Raw genomic sequence first — 23,037 nt, 5'->3', positions numbered from 1 at the left:
TATGACCAAATGTTTGCACTGTCCAATAACCCGAGCCAGGCTACCCTTTGATCCCGGTGCTGGTGATGCCCTGTACATAGTACTTTTGCAGGAGCAAAAAGATTACGACAATTGGCAAGGTTGTAAATGTAAGCGTCGCCATAATTTGCCCATAGAATATTGGAGGAAGTGTAAAGAATGTTTGAATACCGAGCTGAATGTTCCTTAATGATTCTCCTGTGGTTACCAGTATGGGCCACATGAAATCCCCCCAATGAGAGATAAAGTCCAGAATGAAAACAGTCACAAATACGGGTCCTGAGAGGGGAATGACTATTGAAAAAAACGTCTTCAACGGAGTTGAGCCGTCAATCGCTGCCGATTCTAGAAGTTCGTTAGGAATATCCATGAAAAATTGACGAAACATGAAAATGCTGAAGCAGTTCGCGATAAATGGGATGATAAGCGCGAACCAAGTGTTCACCCAACTCAAGCCGTTGACGACGAAGTATAGCGGCATCACAATACTTTCAAACGGTACGATCATTAACGCAATGATGGCGGTAAGGATAACATTTCTTCCTTTAAAATTGAGCTTTGCCAGCGCATATCCGCAGAGAGAGTTAACCCCTAAGCCGCTTATCCCGATAACCGAAACATAGAACAAACTGTTAAATAAGTATTTCATCATGGGAATCCGGTTGAAAGCTTTTATATAGTTATCCAATGTTATATTCGTAGGAAGTAAAGACTTGATCGAGCCTAGATCCGCAAAAATTTGATTTTCTGGTTTGAGTGATGAAACGACCATCCATAGTAGCGGGATAATAAAAAGCACCGACATGATAATATTAGACGCATAGATAAGTATTCTACTCTTTCGTTCAGCCATGAGCTCATCTCCTTCCGATGTTATCTGTCTTTTAAAAATTTCTTCATGGAAAAGGAAATAACAACTACAATCAGGAAGAAAATAACGGATATAGCGGATGCATAACCTGCATTCCTGAATTGGAATCCTTGCTGGTAAATGAGCAGTGCAAGCGTTCTTGTGGAATTCTCCGGTCCGCCATTCGTCATCACATAAGGTTGGGTAAATAACTTCACTGCTTGAATCGTAGTTATTGTTAGAACGAATACGATCACATTGTACAAGCTTGGAATCGTAATATATTTGAGTTGTTGGAGCTTATTGGCACCGTCCATAGACGAGGCTTCATACAAATCTTTCGGAATACTTTGAAGACCCGCTAGAAAAATCATCATTTGATATCCCGCTGCTTGCCATACGGACATGAAAATGATGGAATTCATCGCCTGATCCGCGCTTCGCAAAAAGGGCTGCTTCGGTATGCCAAACAGATGTAAGGCGGAATTAATCAATCCTTCATTTGAGTTGTAAAGAGATATCCACAAAATAGCAATGACCGTCATGGATGTAATAACCGGACTAAAGTAAGCAATCCGAAATGCATTTCTCAACTTAAGCTGATTGTTGACCAATAAAGCCAGTATCAGCGCCACCGCCGATTGGACGGGAACGACTACGACTGTGAAATACATCGTGTTATACAAGGATTTATAAAAGAGCTTATCCTTAAAAAGGATCACGTAATTGTCCAGGCCTGTAAATTTAATTTGATCCGGCCGCAGTAAATTGAATTTGGTGAATCCGAACAGCACTGCCAGCAAAAAAGGCAGCAGCAGGAACACAATCAGTAGGAGAACGGCTGGCAGAATGAATGAATATCCTGTGATAGACTCTCTTCGCTTCTGAAGCCTAATTGATGTCGCTTTTGACTTTGTGCTTGTATGGACTTGTGTACTAACGTTCTGCATGTATCAATCATCACTCCTCTCCAAGATTAGTCCATTCTAAAGTCTATCTTTTTAATGACCGCGTGTAGCGGCATCTGGCCGATATCGAGCATGTCCTGATGCCGCACCTGCGTTTTCACTGAGAAGATTTAGTTGTTAAAGTTTCGTTTATATTCATCATCATAAGAAGTGGCTACACTATCCAAAGATTTCTTCACATCGGCCCCCATCATAATGTCCGTCAATGCTTCGGCGAACTTTTGCGTCAGCACCGGATAGGCTGGTGTTACAGGTCTTGCATGGGACACCGTCGTCACTTGCTCCTTAATAACTCGCATTGGAAGATCCTTATACTCCGGCAGACTATCATATGCCGACTTCCTGCTTGCCGGCATGCTGATTGCTTTGGCAAGCTGAGTGGAGCTGTCCTTGTTCGTCATCCACTTCACCACTTCTGCCGCTTCCTTCGGATGCTTGCTGTCCGTGGATACGCCGATAGCCCAGCTGCCAGATGGAGAAGTTACGCTTCCGCCAGCTTGCTTAGGGAAAAAAGTTATACCCCATTCCAAATCCGGATAGTTCTTGAAGCCCGGAATGTTCCACGGTCCGCCCAGCTTTGTTGCAGCTTTGCCTTCTTCAAACTCGGTCGGCTTCGGATCAATGTTAAACAATTTTTCTTTCGCAAGCTTTTGCAGGAAGTTTGCAGCTGCAAGTCCCTTGTCGCTGTTAACCCAGCCCTGAGCTTTTGTGCCTTCTTTATTAACGATGTCCGTTCCCGCCGAAATCCACATTTGCTCGAAGGCGTACGTCATCCATTCGCCTTTGTCATTGATCATGTTCGTACCGAACACATCGTTCTGTGCCGTCTTCTTCATCACGTCGTACCACTGATCCCAAGTCCAGGCATCCTTAATATTCGTTGGAGGTTCAATGCCATACTGCTTCATAATTTTCTTGTTGTAGAACAGGACAACAGAAGACTCGTTTAGCCCTACGGCATAAAACTTGTCTTTATAAGTCCCTTGCTGAATGATGGAAGGAACGAAATCGGTCAGGTCATCCTTGGCATAATACTCATCCAGCGGTATGATAATTTGGGATGCTGCGTAGTTCGCAACATTCGGACCGTCCATGGCAAGCACGTCCGGAAGCGTATGGGAGGCTACAGCTGCATTAATTTTATCTTCAAATGCAAACGAGTTCCCTCTTGTAATCGTCTCCATTTTCAATCTGATTTTCCCTTGATAAGCCTTATTGAACTCATCAACTTTTCTAACGAAGAATTCGTCTTCCGGTCCGCTCGCTTGTGGCCTCCAGTAGGAAATTTCCACTTCCTTTTGGGCTGCTTGGCCATTGTCTCCCGTAGAGCCACCTGAGTTCGTTTGTCCACCTGTGGAACATCCGGCAAGCAAGGATAAAGTGAGTAAACTAGTGACCGTTATTAGTCCTTTTTTTCCTTCTTTCATTCAAACCCCTCCTTGAACGTTATCTTGTATTTGTTTACGCTTTCATCATATCGTGATACTTCAGCCGATCCTACTCTAAAAAACGTGAAAAAGTGGACTTTTGTACCGAAAACCCTTACATTGATTTTCACAATGAAACATCCACCGTCGTAACGGTGGAATGTCCACTTTTCACCTCATCATCAGTTAGCAAACAGCGGTAAGGTAATTGTTATTTTTGTACCTTTATTCCCCTGGGATTCAATATCTACACCGTACTGGGAACCATAGATGAGCTTTATCCGCTTGTTTACATTGGCAATACCGATCGATTTACTCATGCTAACTGGATCGTCTATTGTCGCTAGTACGCGCATAAGCGTATCCGGCTCCATGCCTTTCCCGTTATCTTCAATGGTAAACACCCTGGTTTTGTCTTCGATTATCCCGCTTACCCGAATCCGCCCGCCTGTTTCACTATCTTCCAAAGCATGAATCAGCGCATTCTCCATGAATGGCTGCAAGAAAAATTTGGGCACGGTATAACGGTATAAGGCGGGATCGATATGATATTCGATATTAAACTTATCTTCAAACCTCATCTTCATAATATAATCATAATTTTGTAAATATTTCACATCTTCACTAAAAGCCACTTCGTCTGATTTTTTAGTCGTATATTCAAGCATCTCCGATAGCTCCACGAGCATATTACTGATAACCGTCTGCTTATTTTCGATTGCCAAATAATTAATAATGTTGAGTGTGTTATAAAGAAAATGCGGGTTGAATTGAAAATTCAGCGCCTTCAATTCCGCCTCCATCTCCTTCAAATGCGTCTCATAATTTTCCTCGATCAATACTTGGATCTTATCGTTCATCTGATTAAATTTATGGATGATTAGGTTTACTTCGCTAGTGCCGTAAGTTTCAATCCTTGTATTAAAATTCCCATCTCCAATCTGTTTAATTCCCCACATCAGTTTCTTAAGCGGCATTGTAATTTTGCTTGAAAAGAAAGAGGCAAGAAAAATGGATATGACAAGGATCAACACGGTGGAGTAGAGCGTGTAGTTGAGCATATTTGGCATCGTTTTCAATAGATTGTCATACGGAATGAATACCGCAGACAACCAGCCTGTCGTAACAATCACATCAAAGCAGACGACCATCTTTTTCCCGTCTACTTGCACAAATTCGGTACCGCTCTTCTTCGTTATGGCACTGTTGATCCATTCTTGAGTTACAGGTCGGGAGCCGGGGCGATTGGAAGTTGACACGACCTCACTGTCTTTCGTCAAAACGTAGTAATAAGAATCCTTAACAACAAGGCTCTCCTTGAGAGCCCTGCTAACCATGGATTCTTGGAAATTAACGAGAAGAATCGGCCTTTCTGCATCTTTATCCATAGATCTCAACAAATTAATCGAAACAAGTGATAAGTTAATCAGTCTGGTAGCTGTAAATACATACTGATTCTTAGTGCTGGATACCACAGAAGAGGCGTAAAATTTTTCTAGTAAATTATAAGTTGGAAACCATAATGTGTGATTTTTGGAATTCATACCAATCTGGTAAATATCAGAAGCGGAAAAGTCCTTTTTCGGGAGCCAAAAATTAGGATTTCCTCCAAAAGTGTAATCTTTTGTCGCCAAATTGACCGAATATACATCCTCTGAGGTAGGGAAATATTTCTGTAGGACCCGAGTTATTTTTCTGTCGTTTTCATAATCCAGATATTTCTTTTGTAAATCGGTTGTGTTAAATAATTCGAATAAATCTTCATCCAGATGCATGTTAATAGCGCTCTGCTCTACACGCGCAAACTTCGCATCCAAGGACTGATTACTGCTTCTCACTAACCCCAAATACGTTCCGCTTGCGTTCTTCAAAATAACTTCCGAACTCTTCACATAATAACCTACGCCTAGTACTGCAATCGAAACGACGATCAGTGCGATATAAGAAGCAGTTAATCGTACTCTCAGACTTAGATTCGCATATAACACTATAGCTGATTTCATTTCACGCACTCCTTACTTCGTTATCCATCCTCCTATCTTGGACTATAGTCAAACAAACTCCGTCCAGTAAGAGTTCGAGCCATTTCTTATGAGGCCAAGTCTGAAATTCGCCGTTTCCGAGCTTTGAACATTGTGGTATCGATCTGCGCCCGGAGTCTGTAAATTGTTGGCATCATTGTTAGGTGACAAGTAAGTTTTGAAGTGAAAGAAGCCAGCAAACACAAGGGTTTGCTGGCTTTTCCTTATAACCGTCTCCAGCCTTAGATCGCGCCGCTTCCTCTTTCCCAAACCCCGTTCATACTATTTATTTGCAGGGAAATTACCTTAACAGATCCGCCGACTGCATACAGTTCAAGTCCTTGACTTTCGTGATCAGGAAAAATCAAATCTGTGATAACGGCACTACCATCATTGCCGAATAGTTCTATGTTCGATCCATCCACATAAATAGTTAGTTGAATCCGCTTATGCTCCGGCTTCAGCGGCGCGGTGTGTTTAGCAACGAAATCCGAGTGGAAATCCACCGAGCCGGCATTAGTTCGATCAAGAAACATGGCTTCATTCAAGACATCGTAGCCGATGACGGTTTCCTGGTTGGAAGACTTGCGAACTTTGAAACCAAATTCTGTCGCGGTGCCGATTTCGAATTCCCCGATAATTTCCGCTTTAAGAGCAGTAGCTCCCGATAAGGGGTTATCTCCTAGTTTCACGACTAGATCCTTCAGGGTTGTTACTGGATTTCGCAGCTTGTTTATTTCCGTCACTGGCTGTTGAATCAGGCGAAGTCCTTCCGGATACTTTTTGAGCTGAATTTCTCGGGGAAGTGACATGTTTCCGCGCCATTCCAACGATGGCAATACAGTCGCATAGCGCCAATTGTTCATCCAACCGATCCAAATGACTCGCCCATCCTCATTCGGAATCCCGTTCCAGGTGACCGCTGCGTAAAAGTCTGATCCATAATCAATCCATTGGATATCGTGAATGGACGCAATGGTTTTGTCGGGCATAAACGAGTGACCGTCGAAGTGGCCTATAAAATACATCATGCCTGAACCGCCAGCGGGCGGCTGCGGATCGTTCATGTTTTCCCCGTTCTGGTCCCCGACACTCAGAGCCAAAACCCATTTTTTATTGTTTGGATCATTGTCCACAGCTACCTGGAAGATATCGGGACATTCGAATACGCCCCGATGGACGAAGGGCAATGTGGATCCGAACTCGCTTGCAAAGCTCCAAGCCTTAAGATCTTCTGATGTATAGAATTCTACGCGATCTCTTGCGGCCAGCGCCATAACCCACCTGGAAGACTCTTCATGCCAGAATACTTTGGGATCTCGAAAGTCCGCTGTTTCACTGGCAGGAAACAGAACCGGGTTCCCTTCAAACTTTATCCATGTCCGTCCTCGGTCTCTGCTGTAAGCGAGACTTTGAACTTGCGGTTTGCCAGACTGAACTTGATTTCCTTCGTTCGTGTAAATGGCAACAAGACCGGATCCTTCCTGATGAAAGAAGCCGCTTGTGTTGTTCAAATCCGCCACTGCGCTTCCCGAGAAGATCGCTCCGTCCTCGTCAGGTGCAATGGCGGGCGGGAGTTCATCCCAATGGATTAAATCCTTGCTTACCGCATGGCCCCAATGCATGTGTGGGAAGTCGGGAGTGGTGGAATTAACCGTGTATTGATAGAAGAGGTGGTACTCGCCATCGTAGTATACCAAGCCGTTCGGATCATTCATCCAGTTCTTCGCGGGTGCGAAGTGGAACTGAGGTCTGTATTTTTCTTTATAGGAGCAATTGCGAGCGTCCTTTATGATTTTATTCTCTTCTGGTTTGTACATAATAATATTTTTCTCCTTTTTCATTATGAAATTTATGAGCCTAGAACAATTTCTTTTCGAATAGACTCAAATTTCCGTTTAATCAGTAGAAGGTCGTTACGATACAATAACGTGCTGTTTTTAGACCTCGAAAGGTTCTCTCCATGAGATTATCTTCGTTTTTCGTATACCCGTACTACCCTACATCACCCAAATTCATAATCATCAACTGCGTCATAATACATTTCGGCTTCCAGTATTTACGTCCCTACCTGATGACTCATCCGCCCTCAGTTATCCTCCACAACTTCATCAATTTGTATCTATTTCAAACCTCGCATTAACGCTTGAATTTCCTCTTTCGTACCAAGCGACGGAATCGCACCCTTCCGAGTTGTCGCCAGGGCCCCAGCCGCATTTGCAAAGCGCAATGCTTCTCGCAAATTCTCTTCCTGCCAAGCCTGCAATGGCTTCCCCATCGCCAAAACTTCATGTAGTAAAGCCCCGAAAAACGCATCCCCAGCACCAGTTGTATCCAGCGTTTGAACAGAGTAGGTTTCTACCTTGCCCCACCAATCCTTCATATGATAAAAAGAACCAGCCCCTCCTGCTGTGACCAAAAGCAAGGTAATCCCATACTGTTCAACCAGGTGTCTCGCTGCCTTTTCCAGATCCTGCTCAGCCGTCAAGAAGACGAGCTCCTCTTCGGAAAGCTTCACAACATCCGAGAGGCTCAAGCCTACGTGGATTACGTCTAGAGCATGCTCCTCATCTCTCCACAACGAAGGCCGCCAGTTCGGGTCATATGAAATTAGTGCACCAAACTCCTTCGCCACCTGAACAGCCTTTAAAGTCGCTGTGTACGCAGGCTCCACCGTCATCGAAATCGAGCCAAAGTGAAAAATACGCGTCTCCGCGAGCATCGTGAGGTTTACTTCTTCTGCTCTCAACAACTGGTCAGCACCCGGATTTCTTGCAAAATGGAATGATCTATCTCCATCTGCATCCAGCTGAACGAAAGCCATCGTCGTATGAGCTTCATCTGTCGCAACTAACCCATGATCAGACACACCGACATCGAGCAAAACTTCGCGCAAATACACACCGAACGGGTCACTGCCCACCTTCCCGATGAACCCCGTTTTCTTGCCGATCTTCGCCAAAGCAGCTACCACATTCACCGGTGCTCCGCCCGGATTACGCTCAAACAACGGCTGTCCCGCTTCGGAATGACCATACGGAGTGAAATCAATCAAGTATTCCCCAAGCGCAACTACATCGTAGTTCATGCCGTAAGCCCCCATTCATTTGTATAGATAGATCCTAGATCTGTCTTATCCCTTAATTCCCGACATTGTAATTCCTTGGATATAGTAGCGCTGCAAAAATAAAAATAGAAGTAAAATCGGAACGGTAGACAACGTATTCGCCGCCAACACCTTGGACCAATCCGTCCCCTCATTCGAGGAAAACGTGGAGATTCCGACTTGGATCATCTGCATTTTCTGATCATTGATCACGATGAGCGGCCACAGATAGGAATCCCAGTTCCCTAGGAAAGTCATCAGACCGAGGGTAATTAACGCAGGCACGGCGGCTGGAAGCACAATAGCTACAAAAGTTCGCGGCAAGCTCGCTCCGTCAATACGGGCGGCCTCCATCATTTCATTCGGAACCTCCGCAAAAAATTGCCGCAGCATAAAAATGCCGAACACGGACAACATCGAAGGAATAATCAGAGCTTTGTACGAATTCAACCAGCCTAAATCATGCATCAACAAATAGTTAGGCACAAGAGTGACCTCACCCGGAATAACCATCGCCGACATAAATAATGCGAATATGATCGTTTTAAAAGGAAATCTAAGCTTCGCGAACGCAAATGCCGCCATTGAATTGATGATCAGCACCATCGTCGTTACAATAGTAGCAACGAGCAATGTATTCCAGATATAGCGCAGGAACGGATTTCGTGAATTGAAAATGACGTTATGAAAGTTCTTCCATGTCCATTCAACAGGTAAGACTAAGTGAATATTCAGCGATGTGTATTTGAAAAGCTCCTGGTACGGCCGAAAAGCGCCAGTAACCATCCATAGGATCGGAGCGACAGAAATTAGTGCGATAACGATCATCACGATCATTGTGACGATGTCAGTTAACCTTTTCACAGCGAATCCCTCCTAAATTTTAATCATTGTCTTTACTAAATAGCTTCATTTGAACAAGTGAAATCGTCAGTACAATCGCGAACAACACAAAAGCCGCTGCCGTCGCGTACCCCATCCTCATTTGCGTGAAAGCTTGCTTATATATATAGAAAACAACTGTCTCCGTTGAGCTATTAGGGCCGCCATTTGTCAGTACGAAGACTAGACCCGAGAGCTTGATCGCATCAATCGTCGTCATGATGACTACGAAGGCCATAGTCCGATTGAGCAGCGGAAGCGTGATTTTGAAAAACTGCTGAATTCGCGATGCGCCATCTACTCTAGCTGCTTCATAGAGATCAGGTGAAATATTGTTCAACCCTGCTAGGAAAATGATCATAAAGAACCCAGCACCTTTCCAAATCCCGAGCACAATGACGCCGTTCATCGCAGTTTTCGGGTCGGATAAGAAGCTTGTAACTGGTAAGTGCAGCGCTTTGAGCACACTGTTCAGGAGACCGAATTCTTTGTTATAAATGAGCTTAAAAACCGTAGCTGCTACCGCTGTTGAAATAATTACTGGGATAAAATAAAGCGTTCGGAACAGTCCTGCAGTCGCAGTTTTCTTCTGAATTAACAACGCTAGCCCAAGGGCTATGCTCGTCTGAATCGGGATCACAATAATTGCAAAATAAAATGAATGCTTCAAGCTATTAAAGAATGCACGATCCTTCATAAGGTGCACATAATTGTCCATTCCAACGAACACATCACCTGCGCCGACTAAAGAATAGTTTTTGAAGCTGATTAAAAAAGCTTGCAGCATGGGATAGAACACGAAGACTAGCAACAAAGCTATCGCTGGGAAAATAAACCAAAATGCAGTAGCTTGCTCATGCTTGCGAAAGCTTTGTGATTTTTTTTTGCTTGAGATAACAGTTTTCACTGTTTCCATCGTTTCTACAGTAGCCATCGATCATCTCTCCATTCCACTCTGTTACTTGCCATCGAAAACATATACTTGAACGCTCGACACGATATTCCCATCCTGGCTTGTCGCCTTGATCTCAGCCTGCCCAGCCTTGACACCCTTGACCTGTGCACCATTGTTCGTCACAGATACCGTCGCAATTTCTTCATCACTGGACGTCCACTTTAACTCCTGCGGTCCGCTGAGCGGAACAACGGAAGCCTCAATAGACTGACTGCCGTAAATCGGCACGTCAAGCGTAGTTTTGTTCAGTACCACCCTTTGCGGTGCCATGCCATTCACATCTTCCTTGCGCCACACCGTCCCCATCGGATAAAACTGCGCTTTATCTAACGTGACTTTGCCTTCAGATGCGATCAGCTCCAGTCGATTGCTCGTTGGATCAGGGAAGATAAGGCTGGATACAACCGCCTCGCCATCATTAGCAAACACCTCAAGGCTGGCTTCATCTACGAAAAAGCGGAGCTTAAGCTTGCCATCCTTCAGCTTCAGTGGCGCCGACATTTGTTCGGCAAATCCCTTCTCGAACAAGGTGACGCCCGAGTGGATTCGGTCTATCGTAAGATTTGCAGCTTCAGCATCGTAACTAACTTTCGTTACTTGATCGGTTCCTTTGCGCAGCTGGAACTCCACTTTGCTATTCGGCTGAACTGTAAGCTCCGAGTTAAGTTCATAAGATGTTCCTTTTAGACCATCAAAAGGATTAACTCCTGCTGCCAATTGCTGCTTCGGCACCGCCACTTCTTTACCGCGCAGCGTCTGCAATTCTTTGATCGGCTCCTGAATCAAACGCAAACCTTGATTAGGAATATTCCTCAACCCAAGCTCGCGCGGGACAGACATATTACCTTTCCATGCACCCGTCGGCATCGCGAAAGGATAACGCCAGTTGGACATCCAGCCTAGCCAGATGCGACGTCCGTCTTTGGAAGGAATGTCAGAATAGGAAACAGCCGCATAGAAATCCTTCCCGTAATCCGTCCAAAGCACTTCCGAGGTCGGATTATCATTCTTGAATGATTGTCCGTCGAACGTGCCGACGAAGTATTGGGCAGTTGACCCTTTGGTCGTGTTGTTGCTGCCGATGCTGATGGTCAACACCCACTTCTTCGTTTTCGTGCCTTCAACGGGCAGTTCAAACAAGTCCGGACACTCCCAAACTGCCGCGTGCGAGCCCTGATCGCTTCCGAACTCACTCGCGAGCTTCCACGTTTTCAAATCCGGAGAGGTATAGAATTGAACACGGTTATCTGCTGATACCACCATGACCCACGATTTCGTCTGTTCATGCCAGATCACTTTGGGATCGCGAAAATCCTTCAAGCCGGGATTCGGAATCACCGGATTACCTTCATATTTGGTCCACGTCCGGCCTTTATCCCTACTGTAAGCAATGCTTTGCGACTGAAGGCCGCCTTTAAAATGCGTAAAAATTGCGACCAAGCCCGCTTTGCCGCCAAAGAACCCACTTGTGTCCTTTGTATCCACAACCGCGCTTCCCGACCAGATTTCGCCGAGCGAATCCCGCGCCAGAGCAACCGGAAGGTGCTCCCAGTGAATGAGATCTCGACTAACCGCGTGGCCCCATTGTCCGCTATTTTGATAAAACTGATGGTACTCTCCCTCAAAATACACCATCCCATTCGGATCGCTCATGTTACCGGACTCCGGTGATAAATGATATTGCGGCCGAAACTTTTCCGTATAATAAGTCGGATCCTTCGCATAGGAGAAAGCTGTTTCCTCCGCGGAGTCCTTCGATTTGCCATCACCTGTTACCAAAGTCGTCACCCCCCAACCCAGAAGTACGACCGCAGCCGCACCGACCACCCATAATCCTACCTTTTTCCGCATGGTTCCTCCCTCTGTTCGCTGTCTATTTTGATGTATCGTTATTGTACCGAGTCAGATGGGCAAATGATTTCAATATCATTGGGAGTTGTCTTTTAAAATGATTTGTAGAACAGTGCACAGTTGACTTCGTCAGCACATAAAAAAAATACCCTCATCTGTTGAATGAGAGTATAGTCGAAAAAGTAAATAATAGAATTAGATAGGACCACATTTATTTTTCATTGAGCCCCAACTCATCTCTTCATAGCATTGGGGCCTCTTTCACATTTCTCTCAGAACGTAGTTCCTCTCGGTATTCCTTCGGCCCTTTACCATAAAACTTCTTAAACGCAGTGCTAAAATAGCTCGAGCTAGAGTAGCCAACCAACGTAGCGATTTCCGTTAGCTTGAGTTCACTTTCTTTGAGCAAAACTAAGGCCCTGTTCAGACGCAATCTAGTGACGTAGTCACTAAATGTAACACCGACGTTCTGCTTGAACAGTCCAGACAAATATGTTTCATTGAGGTGAAACATGTCAGCCAACGAGGCCAACGTGAGCTCGTAGGAAAAGTTTTCCTCCACATAGTTCCGAATGGCTTCCATCATTTGCTGTCCGCTGGAGAACCTCGTTTTCCTCACTTCGTCCATGACCAATTGCGCCATATCATGAAGCTGCTCCAGTACTTGTTCCCTAGAAGAGTAGTCTCTCACAGTCATCTGGCAGTTCCAGAGATATCTTTGCAGAGACGCATCACCCAGCTCAAACTTCTTGGCAATCGCGTTAAACAAGAGAATAATACGCAGCGTCAAAAAGGTGAATACAAACATCGGCGTATCTCGATTTGCAGAGAATATGGCGTGCAGCTGCTTCGTAAAGGCAAGCATATCGAGATTTTCGATCGTTTGCATCAGCTTTCTCTCAACCTCTTGTGAGAAGGTGTGCGTCATCGCCAACATATTCTGATTCGGCTGCGCCTTGTCCAAGTGGACTGTACCCTGACTCCAAGCCAACATGCTCGAGGCATAGCCATCCTTCAGCTGCTTCAACCCGTTGATGTGCTCGCCAATGCCGAGTACACTATCTACTTTGAGGTAGGTTTGGATATCCCGCTTCAGTTTGCGCACGAAGTCGGCAATGAAGCGTTCATGCTCATCATTTTGAATCAGAATCAAGTAATGCATCATTGCAGGGTGACTTATCGCATAAAAGGGATAGACATACTCCCACTTCTGAGTAGACTCCCGGCAAAGCAACTGAAAAGCCAAGTAGAGCAAGTCTTTCCGGTCGCTCCAATCGTCTAAGCGTCCTGGCGGAATGCGCATCTCCACCGTCACAAATTGTGCATGCACCTCATCAATGGCTAGATCTGACAGCTGCAGTTGCACCATTCGCTCTTTCATTGTGGAAACGCTGAACCATTCATCCTTCACCAACTGCCACAGGAGCTGCTCCTGCATCAGACCTAGTTGTTGGTGATTTTTGATTTCCTCTTGGTCCTGCTCCCGGATGCGATTTCGATCTTCTTCCAATTCCGCGGCTAACTTCCCAAGTAGTGCTGTTAGTTCGCTCCGAACCACCGGCTTGAGCAAATAATCCTTCACTCCAAGCTGAATCGCGGCCTTCATATATTCAAAATCCGAGTAACCCGAAAGTACGATAATCCGAAGCCCGGGGTACTTTTCCTTACAAGCATTTACGAAGGCAATACCGTCCATTTGTGGCATGCGAACATCCGTGATGACAATATCAGGCAGCGGTTGCTCCCCCAGAAGCTGCAGTGCTTCCAGCCCATTCGCTGCTTCCAAAGCAATTGCGAATCCAGCGGATGCCCAATCTATTTTGGCTTTAATACTGTTTCGAACACCGACCTCATCATCAACCAGCATGATTCTGTACATCTCGTTAGTCAGCTCCTTATCAGCGGAAGCATCAGGTTCAGTTCCGTCCCTTCCCCTAGCTTGGAATGTAGCTCTAAATCAAATTGCTCACTATAATTCAGGCGACAGCGGGATAACACATTGCGAAGTCCGATGCTCTGCCCTTCGGTACTGAGAATCGCTACAGAATCTCCTGACTTGAGCTCTTCGAGTAGATTTTGTACTAAGTCAGGGGACATGCCAATGCCATTATCCTTTACGGAGATCAATAATTTATCCTCCTGCCGCTTCGTCCTTAGGGTAATCTGTGCGACGCCATCCTTCTCCAAGCTATACTTAACCGCATTTTCCACCAATGGTTGAATGATGAATTTGGCGATCATGAAATTCGCTGCCGCGGGATCTTCCTCAATCACCACTTGCAATCCGTCTTCATGTCGCAAATGGTGGATGAATAAATAATCCCGAATATAGGCCATTTCCTCGGATACTCGAACTAAATCACTACCAAGGTTAAGTGAGTATCTCATCATTTTGCCCAATGCTTCCGTCGCATCCATCACGAGATCTTCCCGCTTCATGGCGGCCAGACCACTAATAATCTCAAGCGTATTATTATAAAAATGAGGATTAATTTGCAGCAGCAGCGCCTTGTATTCGGCATTTTTCCTGCGTAAGTTCGTCTCGAACTCCGTCTCGATTAAAAAGCGGAGCCGGTGCGTCATCTGCTCAAAAACGCCTGTCACATAGTTCACTTCACTATGGCCATCACCGACCTTCGGCATCACATGCAGCGCTTGATTAAACTCACCGCGTTGGACATGTTTCATCGCTTTCCCCATTACGCTCAGCGGCTTGGTAATGCCGGCGGACAACCAGAAAGCTGTCAATATCGCAAGAATAAGCAAAACAAGCGTAACGACAAGCATCGTTTGGCGAATGTGCGTAATTTTTTCGTACAATTCAGCCTCTGGAACACTTCCGATAATGACCCAGTCCTGTGCAGGCAGTTTCCGGAAAAAGAGTAGATTCGTCTCTCCCTTAGCCTTCAACGGGAAAATCCCGTTAACCTCTCCATCAAAGCGAGCATCAATTTGTTGAAGACCCTTCTTGAGCATGTCTCCATCCTCGGTCAAATTTTGATCCAGCACACTTTGGCCTTCATGCGTCAACAAAATGACCTTTCCCGTTTTCCCTACATTAATCTTCTCAATGGCATTACGTAGCAGAGTTGTCGGATAATTCACCTTAATGTACCCCATATTTTTGAGCGACTGAAGCTGTACCAATGGAAAAAGAAAGCTATTAATCGATCGCGCTCGCATGAATTCGTCCGACTGATCGATATCTTTATGTGCGGTCGTCCAACGCTTATTTTCCGTCATAAAAGCCTGAAACCACGCGCTGTTCTTGTATGTTCTGTCTTGCGTCCACACGCCACCGGAGTCATCTGCGAATGCACTAAGGGAAATGCCACTGGAGTTGTTCACCGCATAGGACGAGAAATACTCCCGTAATCGCTGCTTTGTGAGAACTCTCTCCTGAATCGTGCTATCTGGATTCAAGTGAACGGATAACCAGTCCTGCGTAATTCGGCTGCTCACGACCTGATTGCCCGTATCCTCCACCTGCGTAAGCAGCGTGCCCACATGTGAAGCGAACTGCTCAATCGTTTGTGTGGTTGAAGCTTCGATGGAAGACTTGATTGTTTTCGTTGCTTCCTCACTAAGAATATAGGCCAAGGTGGCAAAAGGGATGAGGAGCAAAGCCGAGAAAACCGCCATAAGACGGCTCCTCAATGAAAAAAACATAATATTCCCCCGTTATCTATGGTATGAAAAAATTAGCTTACGAGCACCATCAACTCATCATACCTCTCAACCTTCAGAGGAAACAACGACAAAGAGACGATCATAAAAATGATTCGTCTCACTTTGTCTGGAGCTACTTACTTTTTCTGCTGTGCTTGGACATCGGCATATGCCTTATCAATCGTTGTAACGGCATCTGCAATGGATGCGTCAATATTCCGTTTACCGATCGTAACATCCTCAAACATTTTGTTCACAGCATCTGACATTTGCGGGAAGATCGGCGTGATTGGACGCGGTCTGCCGTACTTCTGATTTTGAATAACGAAGATGTTCTTCGGATACTCATTCAGCTCTGGGAATGCCTTAGCAGATGAATAACGGGATGGGATATCTTTCGTCATTCCTGCATACGTTTTCTGACCTTCTTCACCAGTTACCCAGTTAATAAACTTCCAAGCTTCATCTGGATGCTTACTTTTCCCTGAAATACCGAGGGCCCAGCTGCCGTTGGCTACTGCTTGTGCTGTTCCTTTTGGCAATGGGGCAATATCATAGTCTTCACCCAATTTGAAATTAGGGAATTTCTCCTTCAAATTAGCCAAGGACCACGAGCCGTCAATTCGGGAACGGATCTGGTGGATACTCCAATGCAGATACTTTATCTTTGTTGTACAAATCGGAGAAGAACTGTACGGCTTTTTTCGTTTGTGGTGAATCTAGATAGCCTTTGGACGTTTTACCGTCGGGGCTCATGATCTCGCCGCCGAGCTGCCATATAATTGGATATTTGAAGTAAGCTGTTCCACCTGCGTTGCCAAAGCCTTGTGCAGGATCGATACCGAAGATTCCATTCGCAGGATCATTCACTTTCTTCGCAGCATCCAATACTTGATCCCATGTCCAAGGCTCATCTGGGTTTTTAGAAGGAAGCGGAATGCCTTTCGCTTGGAAAAGTTTTTTGTTATAGAACATCGCAATGGAAGATTCCGTCAGCGGTGCCATGTAAATTTCATTTTGATACGTGTAGGTCGCAAGTGTTGATTTCGGAACATCATCCATATTTCCGTCTGCTTTGAAGTAAGCGGTCAATGGTTTAAGTGCTCCCGCGTTGGCATACGAACCGACGGTTGGTGCATCTAGCGCCATGATGTCCGGTGGACTTCCGGAAGCGATGGATACACGCAATTTGGTATCATAATCCGAGTATGGAATCGGTGTCATTTCCACGGAAATATTCGGATATTTCTGCATAAAAGAAGCCACTAATTTATCGTAGGCCGCATTCTCCGTATCATTCCCCGAGTTTCTCCAGAATGTGAGTTTTACTTTTTCTTCTTTTTTCAGAGCTGCATCTGTTTGCTTTGGTGCCGTTGAAGATGTGCTGGATCCGCTTCCACTATTACTTTGTGAAGAACATCCTGCCAACAAACCACCAACTACGATAGCGCTTACGACTGTGAAACCGAGTTTTTTCATTTGATGTTGCCCCTCTCATTACTCTATTGTTGTTCCTGACACAATCTTATCAAAGTGAAAGGGACACTACATTCAAAATGCTCTGCTTCTAACTTATAAAATTATTATGCCCTCTTATACTTGCATTTCTTTAATAACTGTATCTTCATACCATTCAATGCTTCGAGACCTCTCTCTGCGCTCGAAATGGGTTGCTTAAGGTCTACAATGGCATCCCATAATTCTAGATAAGAATGGGCAAAGGGGTCATCTACCACATCAAATGCATAATTCTTAATGATTTCTGATAAGGAAGCGATACGGTTATCTTCAAGTACCGCATATTGACCTGGCCGCAAGCAACCTTTACTTCCATAGACCCAGACTCCATCTGCTTTCTCTCCATGAGCTGCTGTGCTGCACATCCAATGACCCAGACCTCCATTCTCAAATCGAAATACTGTAACAGAGGTATCTTCTCCAGTTGGATATATCGTGCTCTCACCATTACTCAGTTCCTTCTCAAAAATTCGTGTGTAGGCAAATACTTCTTGGATGGGGCCATTTATCTCTGTGAAAAAATGAGTTCGATGGATACCATGGTCATTTATCCATCCGGTGCCTGCACGGCCCTTCATATGACGCCAAGGGGTTCCCGCGAAAAACGTTCGTCCAAGTGTAACTGTTGCGTAGTCCATAATCATATAAACGTCCCCAATCAAACCGTCTTTGACAGCCCGTGCCATAGCGACGTTACCTGCTCCCAATACACTTGGTTCTGATAGGGTTAACACTTTGTTATATTTTTTCGCATCAGCCAGCATTTTTCTACCAAACATTGGCGAAATTGCAAGGGGCTTTTGCATTTGAACGTTGACACCAGATGCAAAGCAATCCTCTGTCACCTTATGATGAAGATCATGATCAAGCAATACGGAAACTGCATCCAGATGTTCTTTCTCAAGCATGTGACGATAATCCGTATACACGATGGGTCGCTTCCCTAATTGCTTCTCCACTTCAGTGGCGAAAGACTCCGCTCTATTCAGGCTCAGATCGCAAACGGCAGACAATTCAAATGTCTTCCTGTTATCATCCCTTAATTTCTTAAGACCTTCCAAATGAGCCGTAGAAATGACCCCGTAGATCCAAACCATTTCTTTTTTACCGTAGACCCCATTCGTGCAACATCTTGAGAAAAAGATTGCAGATTGAATATTATACCAAAAACCATCGCAAACTAATTTCAAAAGTGTTTTCCGATATGTTAAGGTTCGGTTTTATGGGTGACATAAACATTGATGCTAGATACCACCAATTTCGCTACTTGTTCCAAGTTATAACCTCCTGTGCCCCGAACTTTATTGTTACATTTGAACACTAAACTTTTACGCATTAGTTTGAAACAAAAATGAAAGGGTTTTCATTTCTTCGTTCTGTTTACAATTTACACCCTGGAATAAATTTAGCCAATGCAATTTCGCAAAATAAAATATTGTTTTTGATCGCAATAAAATGTTCATTTGGTTACTTTGCGCTCATTTTTCTAGTCATTTTATACAATTTCCATCAAAAATATTCGCGAGATTTGTTGTATCATAAAAGTTTAATGAAAAAATAATAAATGAAATCGTGCATTTTGAACATCAAAATATGTTCAATTGTTTACAGCTACCACTTTTCGATCCCCACCAAATCCAAGATTACAAATGTACCTTTAATTATATTTTTATTTACATTTGCATTTTTTTATTGCTCTTTCCTTTGAATTGTTATACAGTTACCCTATAGGCCTTCATCTGATGTTAATACCCATTCAACGATGCTGAGATCTATTCGTAAAGGGGTAAATCATGCGCAAAGAAAAAATTACCGTGCAATCCATAGCCGATTCATTAGGGTTATCCAGAAATACAGTTTCCAAGGCGCTTAACGGCAACGAAAGCATTCCGGTTGAAACGCGAAATAAAGTATTAAAGCGGGCGATTGAACTCAATTACAAGCAGTTTGCCTATGTCGACACGGATAGCGTTCTCACAAAAAAAACAGGAACTATTGCTCTGCTAACTTCGAGCATACCCACCAATTCTCATTTTGGAGCCTCCTTATTAAGCGGACTTGAGAAAAGGGTCAGTTCCGAAGGTTATAATTTATCGATCCACATTGTACGTGAAACGGAGATCGAGTCTCTCCTTCTTCCCAATAATTTTGATAGAAACAAAGTAGATGCGATTATCTGCATTGAATTATTCGACCTGAAGTATATTCAGTTCATTGATCAGTTAGATATTCCAGCTATTTTCATAGATGGTCCTGCAGACATGATGTACACCGACATGAATTCTGATATGATTTTGATGGAAAATGAACATAGCACATTCGTCATGACAAAGAAATTGATCGATAAAGGGCTACACAATCAATTAGGTTTCGTTGGAGACTATAATCATTGCAAAAGCTTTAATGAAAGATGGGCAGGCTTTAACCGAGCGCTGGTTAGCTCCCATCTGCAAGTTAACCTCCCTTATTGCATTGTTGACGAAGACCGTTTCATATGCGATGTCAAATGGCTGGAAAAAAGGTTGGAAGAGATGAAGCCGCTCCCCACCGCTTTTATTTGTGCCAATGACTTTATTGCTATTAATGTCATGAAGATTTTAAAAAGTAAACATGTAAAGATTCCTGAAGATATTACGATCTGTGGTTTTGACGATTCACCTGAATCCGAGATTGTAGAACCGCATCTTACGACTGTCCACATTTTCAGAGACGAGATGGGGATTATTGCAGCAGAATTGCTGCTGTCACGGATTAATGATCCTGACAAGCCACCTCAAGTCATTCACATTAAAACTACCCCCATTTTTAGAAACACTACAAATGTATCTCTATGAAAAGTTTTAAATACCTAGTTCTCCTCCCTCACGTCGACATGAAGTTGACTTGAGGTTTTTTTGTTTTGTACTACGGTCAGGCTTTTGGGCATCAGAATACTGCTACAAGATTCATCAAAAGACGGTAATATCTTAATATGAATAGTAACGCAAATCCAATATTCTTCAGTCTTTTCCTCTTATGAACAACGGAAAAGGGATTGACGGGTAGGTACTTAGGGGAGGGCTCGTTATGTCTAGTTCTGTGTTAGCTGATTTAGTTGGGAATGATACGCGGATAATTTACTCGAACGATCATGATGACATTAAATATTTTAAAAGCTGTGTCTCTATACACAATCAAAAAAGAAATCGAATGGGATCTAAAAATGCAAATTAGAAAAAGCGATAAAAAATGCCCGACCAGCAGGTAGCAAGTCAGGCATTTTGTATTTACTAGATTCCTTTTTTAACCCACTCGGCAACTGTAATTACACGTTTCGTTCTGTTGAAATAAAGAAGGTGGAGACCTTTTTTTTCAGCCCCCACCTCAAGTCGCTGAGTAACGGTTTTCAGACCCACTAAATGGTTCACCTGTACGTTCGAACCTTCGAAGAGCCTCAGCGGTAGCATTTCCAATGTCAAAGCATTCTCCAGTTGAACTTAGATGTCCGGTACGATACCATTTCAAATACCGCTCCATTTGATCCATCGGATCAAACCCTTTTTTTAATATCAGGCTTTCAGCCAAGCATAAGGCCATGGAAGTGTCGTCGGTCCAGCTACCTTTCGGTAGTTCGAATACACCTCCGCCAATCATTTCTGTGACTTCCGAAAATGTCCTGGGTTCCTTAAACTCGACGGTCGTACCGATGGCATCGCCAATTGCTAATCCAATAAGGCTACCTTGAAAAAGATTGGTCATTCAAAGATAGTAGAGGATGCGGGATATATTAAAATAAATAAAACATTCCTTGGCCGCAGACCTAATACGGTTTTAGTTAGTACTCCCGAAGGGCATGCTGCTTACTTAGCATACCTAAATCAGTTAGAGTCGATATTGAATATAGTTAAAAATCAATCGGAGTGAATTGTTACATGTTAATACTTGGAAGTCGTTCTTAGCTTTAGAAATGGCCCTCCTGTTGGATGGCTATTAAACTTGCCGTTACAGACAGTTCGGAAATCCGTACAATAAGTCCTGTTATCTTTCAATGAAGCGTTCCAAGCCATACATGCGCACAATACCGAAGTGAAAAGAATGACGAAAATGCAGTCCATGATGAAGCTGATTGGGAAACTGGCCCGGATGCTAGTAGCCATGGCAAAAGAAGGACAAACATTCTCCATAGATTATAAAGCACAACTACCGTTAGCAGCATAAAAAGTATATCGTTACCCTGACGCGTAAATTGGCTCATTCGCAGGATCTCACAAAGAAAGCACGGAGTACCGAGATTTTTACGCTTTAGGGCATAGACACACCTTGGATAGATAGGACGAAGGAATGTGAGGGCAAAGACCCGTCGAGATTTGGGAGAGTGAATCCCCAAGGACCTTGTGGAGAGAAGCGTGCAGTATACCTTTTTATGGAAGATGTTGTAAAAACGTTCAGCACCTTCTGTTCCCGCATGCACTCTAACGGAACTACCTGCCACACACTACCTAAACACCTGAAATCCTATTTACCATGCATATTGAAATCCTGCGAATGAGCGAGCATTCGTGAGTAAATCCTTATTCTCTGAGGGAGCTTAATGAGGCTGCACTCGTTTTCGCGGAGGCAGCCTCTTTTTGTATTTTATTGAACTACTAACGTTATCCCTAGTAGAGAAATTAAATCAATTCATGAAATTTTCAAGTAGTATCTTTATTGAAGAACGATGTTTGTTCAGCCAGTCATTTCTTGATTGAAATTGGCTTAGGATATAATTGAAGTTCTGCTCGATATTATTACCAGAATAATGTTGACCAATGTAAATATGAAGTACAGCAATATGGTAAATTTGAGTCAAAAGTTGCAGTTGATTCATTTCTTGATAAGTAAATTTTCGGAATTGAGAGTAGCCTTTAATGAATGCCTCCGTCATTTCCAATGATCCATTTGTCAATTGTATGACGTGATTAAGAGATATGGCAAATTCCATAAAACTGATATCAAGTGAGGTAAAATCAAAATCCAAAACACCATGGATTTTATTCTCTTTTGAGAGTAAGTTGTAGATTAATACATCATGATGAACTAGTTGCTTAGGCAATTCCATCAATTCAAGTTTATTTTGCTCTACAAAAGAGATCATTTCTTTATAAAAATTAAGGGCTGTTTGAGAAATTTCAAAGGGTGGGGACTTGATAAAAGATGCAACAGCATAATAATCTGCTAATGGATGCAGACTATAAAATTCCGTGAAGGGAACTCCTTCGAATTTGCAATCTACGTTGCATTGACTTAGAGCTGAACTAACTTCCCCTACAATAGAGCCAAAGTCTGTAGCTTGTTTAATACTGGTTATCTCTGGAACTGACCCTTCTACAAACGAAACAATTGCACCTAATGTTCCATCGGACAAGTGTACAAACTGTTCGTCGACAATTGTATTTATAAATATGGGCACGACAAATGAAAGATTCTGTTTACTCAAACACGATGTTATTTGTGCTTCAAATTTAATACTCTCTACATTTTTAGTATGACGGTTGTAATTTCGAATAACATATTTTTGGTCATTCAGTATTAAAATTTTCGTTAGATTAGTCAAACCGAATGGTACGGACTCGATCTCGTAAAATGAATCCTCAAAATAATTATGGACGATCTCATCAATTATTTCTTGCATTATAATCCCCCGATCCTATATCCACTCTTTAAGCAATCAAATACTCTTAACAGAGTATCACAATTGGGTAATTCAGGTAATGCCAACCAGGTTCTACTCCCGTTACTTTAACGAAAGCAGGG

General features: G+C 43.6%; 18 protein-coding genes and 1 pseudogene. 3 read left to right on the top strand and 16 right to left on the bottom strand.

The window, feature by feature from the left end:
- Window positions 1-40: 40 nt before the first annotated feature.
- The 14 genes from ASG89_RS04975 to ASG89_RS04915 all read right to left on the bottom strand — a co-directional run bounded on the left by ASG89_RS04975 (window position 41) and on the right by ASG89_RS04915 (window position 18,362).
- Window positions 41-871: a carbohydrate ABC transporter permease gene (locus ASG89_RS04975; protein WP_057309293.1), complete on the bottom strand. Its 831-nt coding sequence runs from the start codon at window positions 869-871 to the stop codon at window positions 41-43.
- Window positions 872-891: 20 nt separating this feature from the next.
- Entirely contained in the window at window positions 892-1,818 is a 927-nt protein-coding gene (locus ASG89_RS04970; RefSeq protein ID WP_057309291.1) for a carbohydrate ABC transporter permease, read from the bottom strand.
- A 128-nt stretch (window positions 1,819-1,946) separates the two neighbouring features.
- Complete coding sequence (locus ASG89_RS04965) at window positions 1,947-3,263, bottom strand: extracellular solute-binding protein (RefSeq protein WP_057309289.1); 1,317 nt, start codon at window positions 3,261-3,263, stop codon at window positions 1,947-1,949.
- A gap of 182 nt (window positions 3,264-3,445) precedes the next feature.
- Window positions 3,446-5,266 carry a sensor histidine kinase gene (locus ASG89_RS04960; RefSeq protein WP_057309287.1) on the bottom strand — a complete coding sequence of 607 codons (1,821 nt, stop codon included), beginning with the start codon at window positions 5,264-5,266 and terminating at the stop codon, window positions 3,446-3,448.
- A 260-nt stretch (window positions 5,267-5,526) separates the two neighbouring features.
- Window positions 5,527-7,104 (bottom strand): glycoside hydrolase family 32 protein, encoded by a 1,578-nt coding sequence (locus tag ASG89_RS04955; protein ID WP_157276530.1) that lies wholly within the window; start codon window positions 7,102-7,104, stop codon window positions 5,527-5,529.
- Between the two features lie 302 nt (window positions 7,105-7,406).
- The gene (locus ASG89_RS04950; RefSeq protein WP_057309286.1) at window positions 7,407-8,372 is read right to left on the bottom strand and encodes a PfkB family carbohydrate kinase; all 966 of its coding nucleotides are present in this window, start codon (window positions 8,370-8,372) and stop codon (window positions 7,407-7,409) included.
- Between the two features lie 45 nt (window positions 8,373-8,417).
- Window positions 8,418-9,254 (bottom strand): carbohydrate ABC transporter permease, encoded by an 837-nt coding sequence (locus ASG89_RS04945; protein ID WP_235549609.1) that lies wholly within the window; start codon window positions 9,252-9,254, stop codon window positions 8,418-8,420.
- Window positions 9,255-9,273: 19 nt separating this feature from the next.
- Window positions 9,274-10,206 carry a carbohydrate ABC transporter permease gene (locus ASG89_RS04940; protein WP_235549608.1) on the bottom strand — a complete coding sequence of 311 codons (933 nt, stop codon included), beginning with the start codon at window positions 10,204-10,206 and terminating at the stop codon, window positions 9,274-9,276.
- A gap of 24 nt (window positions 10,207-10,230) precedes the next feature.
- Window positions 10,231-12,078 (bottom strand): GH32 C-terminal domain-containing protein, encoded by a 1,848-nt coding sequence (locus ASG89_RS04935; protein ID WP_057309284.1) that lies wholly within the window; start codon window positions 12,076-12,078, stop codon window positions 10,231-10,233.
- Between the two features lie 241 nt (window positions 12,079-12,319).
- Window positions 12,320-13,957 (bottom strand): response regulator transcription factor, encoded by a 1,638-nt coding sequence (locus ASG89_RS04930; RefSeq protein WP_057309282.1) that lies wholly within the window; start codon window positions 13,955-13,957, stop codon window positions 12,320-12,322.
- An 8-nt stretch (window positions 13,958-13,965) separates the two neighbouring features.
- Window positions 13,966-15,720, bottom strand: a complete 1,755-nt coding sequence (locus ASG89_RS04925; RefSeq protein WP_235549607.1) for a sensor histidine kinase — start codon at window positions 15,718-15,720, stop codon at window positions 13,966-13,968.
- Window positions 15,721-15,884: 164 nt separating this feature from the next.
- Window positions 15,885-16,352 carry an extracellular solute-binding protein gene (locus ASG89_RS38175; RefSeq protein ID WP_268795584.1) on the bottom strand — a complete coding sequence of 156 codons (468 nt, stop codon included), beginning with the start codon at window positions 16,350-16,352 and terminating at the stop codon, window positions 15,885-15,887.
- A 13-nt stretch (window positions 16,353-16,365) separates the two neighbouring features.
- Window positions 16,366-17,226, bottom strand: a complete 861-nt coding sequence (locus tag ASG89_RS38170) for an ABC transporter substrate-binding protein (RefSeq protein ID WP_268795583.1) — start codon at window positions 17,224-17,226, stop codon at window positions 16,366-16,368.
- Between the two features lie 104 nt (window positions 17,227-17,330).
- Complete coding sequence (locus ASG89_RS04915; protein WP_057309278.1) at window positions 17,331-18,362, bottom strand: Gfo/Idh/MocA family protein; 1,032 nt, start codon at window positions 18,360-18,362, stop codon at window positions 17,331-17,333.
- A gap of 696 nt (window positions 18,363-19,058) precedes the next feature.
- On the opposite strand from ASG89_RS04915, the gene ASG89_RS04910 reads away from it, so the two are divergent.
- Window positions 19,059-20,099 (top strand): substrate-binding domain-containing protein, encoded by a 1,041-nt coding sequence (locus ASG89_RS04910; RefSeq protein ID WP_057309276.1) that lies wholly within the window; start codon window positions 19,059-19,061, stop codon window positions 20,097-20,099.
- A gap of 535 nt (window positions 20,100-20,634) precedes the next feature.
- On the opposite strand, the pseudogene ASG89_RS35395 reads toward ASG89_RS04910, so the two are convergent.
- Window positions 20,635-21,003: pseudogene (locus ASG89_RS35395) on the bottom strand (ADP-ribosylglycohydrolase family protein); the annotation flags it as partial.
- On the opposite strand from ASG89_RS35395, the gene ASG89_RS38555 reads away from it, so the two are divergent.
- The gene (locus tag ASG89_RS38555; RefSeq protein ID WP_082592735.1) at window positions 20,986-21,168 is read left to right on the top strand and encodes a transcriptional regulator; all 183 of its coding nucleotides are present in this window, start codon (window positions 20,986-20,988) and stop codon (window positions 21,166-21,168) included. The pseudogene ASG89_RS35395 and the gene ASG89_RS38555 overlap by 18 nt on opposite strands.
- Window positions 21,169-21,330: 162 nt before the next feature.
- Window positions 21,331-21,462, top strand: a complete 132-nt coding sequence (locus ASG89_RS38165; protein WP_268795582.1) for a hypothetical protein — start codon at window positions 21,331-21,333, stop codon at window positions 21,460-21,462.
- 457 nt (window positions 21,463-21,919) lie between these two features.
- Here ASG89_RS38165 and ASG89_RS04900 read toward each other — a convergent pair whose 3' ends face one another.
- Entirely contained in the window at window positions 21,920-22,915 is a 996-nt protein-coding gene (locus ASG89_RS04900) for a phosphotransferase (protein WP_057309272.1), read from the bottom strand.
- Window positions 22,916-23,037 lie beyond the last annotated feature (122 nt).

This window comes from Paenibacillus sp. Soil766, assembly GCF_001428105.1.
Taxonomy (GTDB): domain Bacteria; phylum Bacillota; class Bacilli; order Paenibacillales; family NBRC-103111; genus Paenibacillus_E.
The sequence above is the reverse complement of the archived record's forward strand: the minus strand, read 5'-3'. Positions and strand labels throughout refer to the sequence as shown.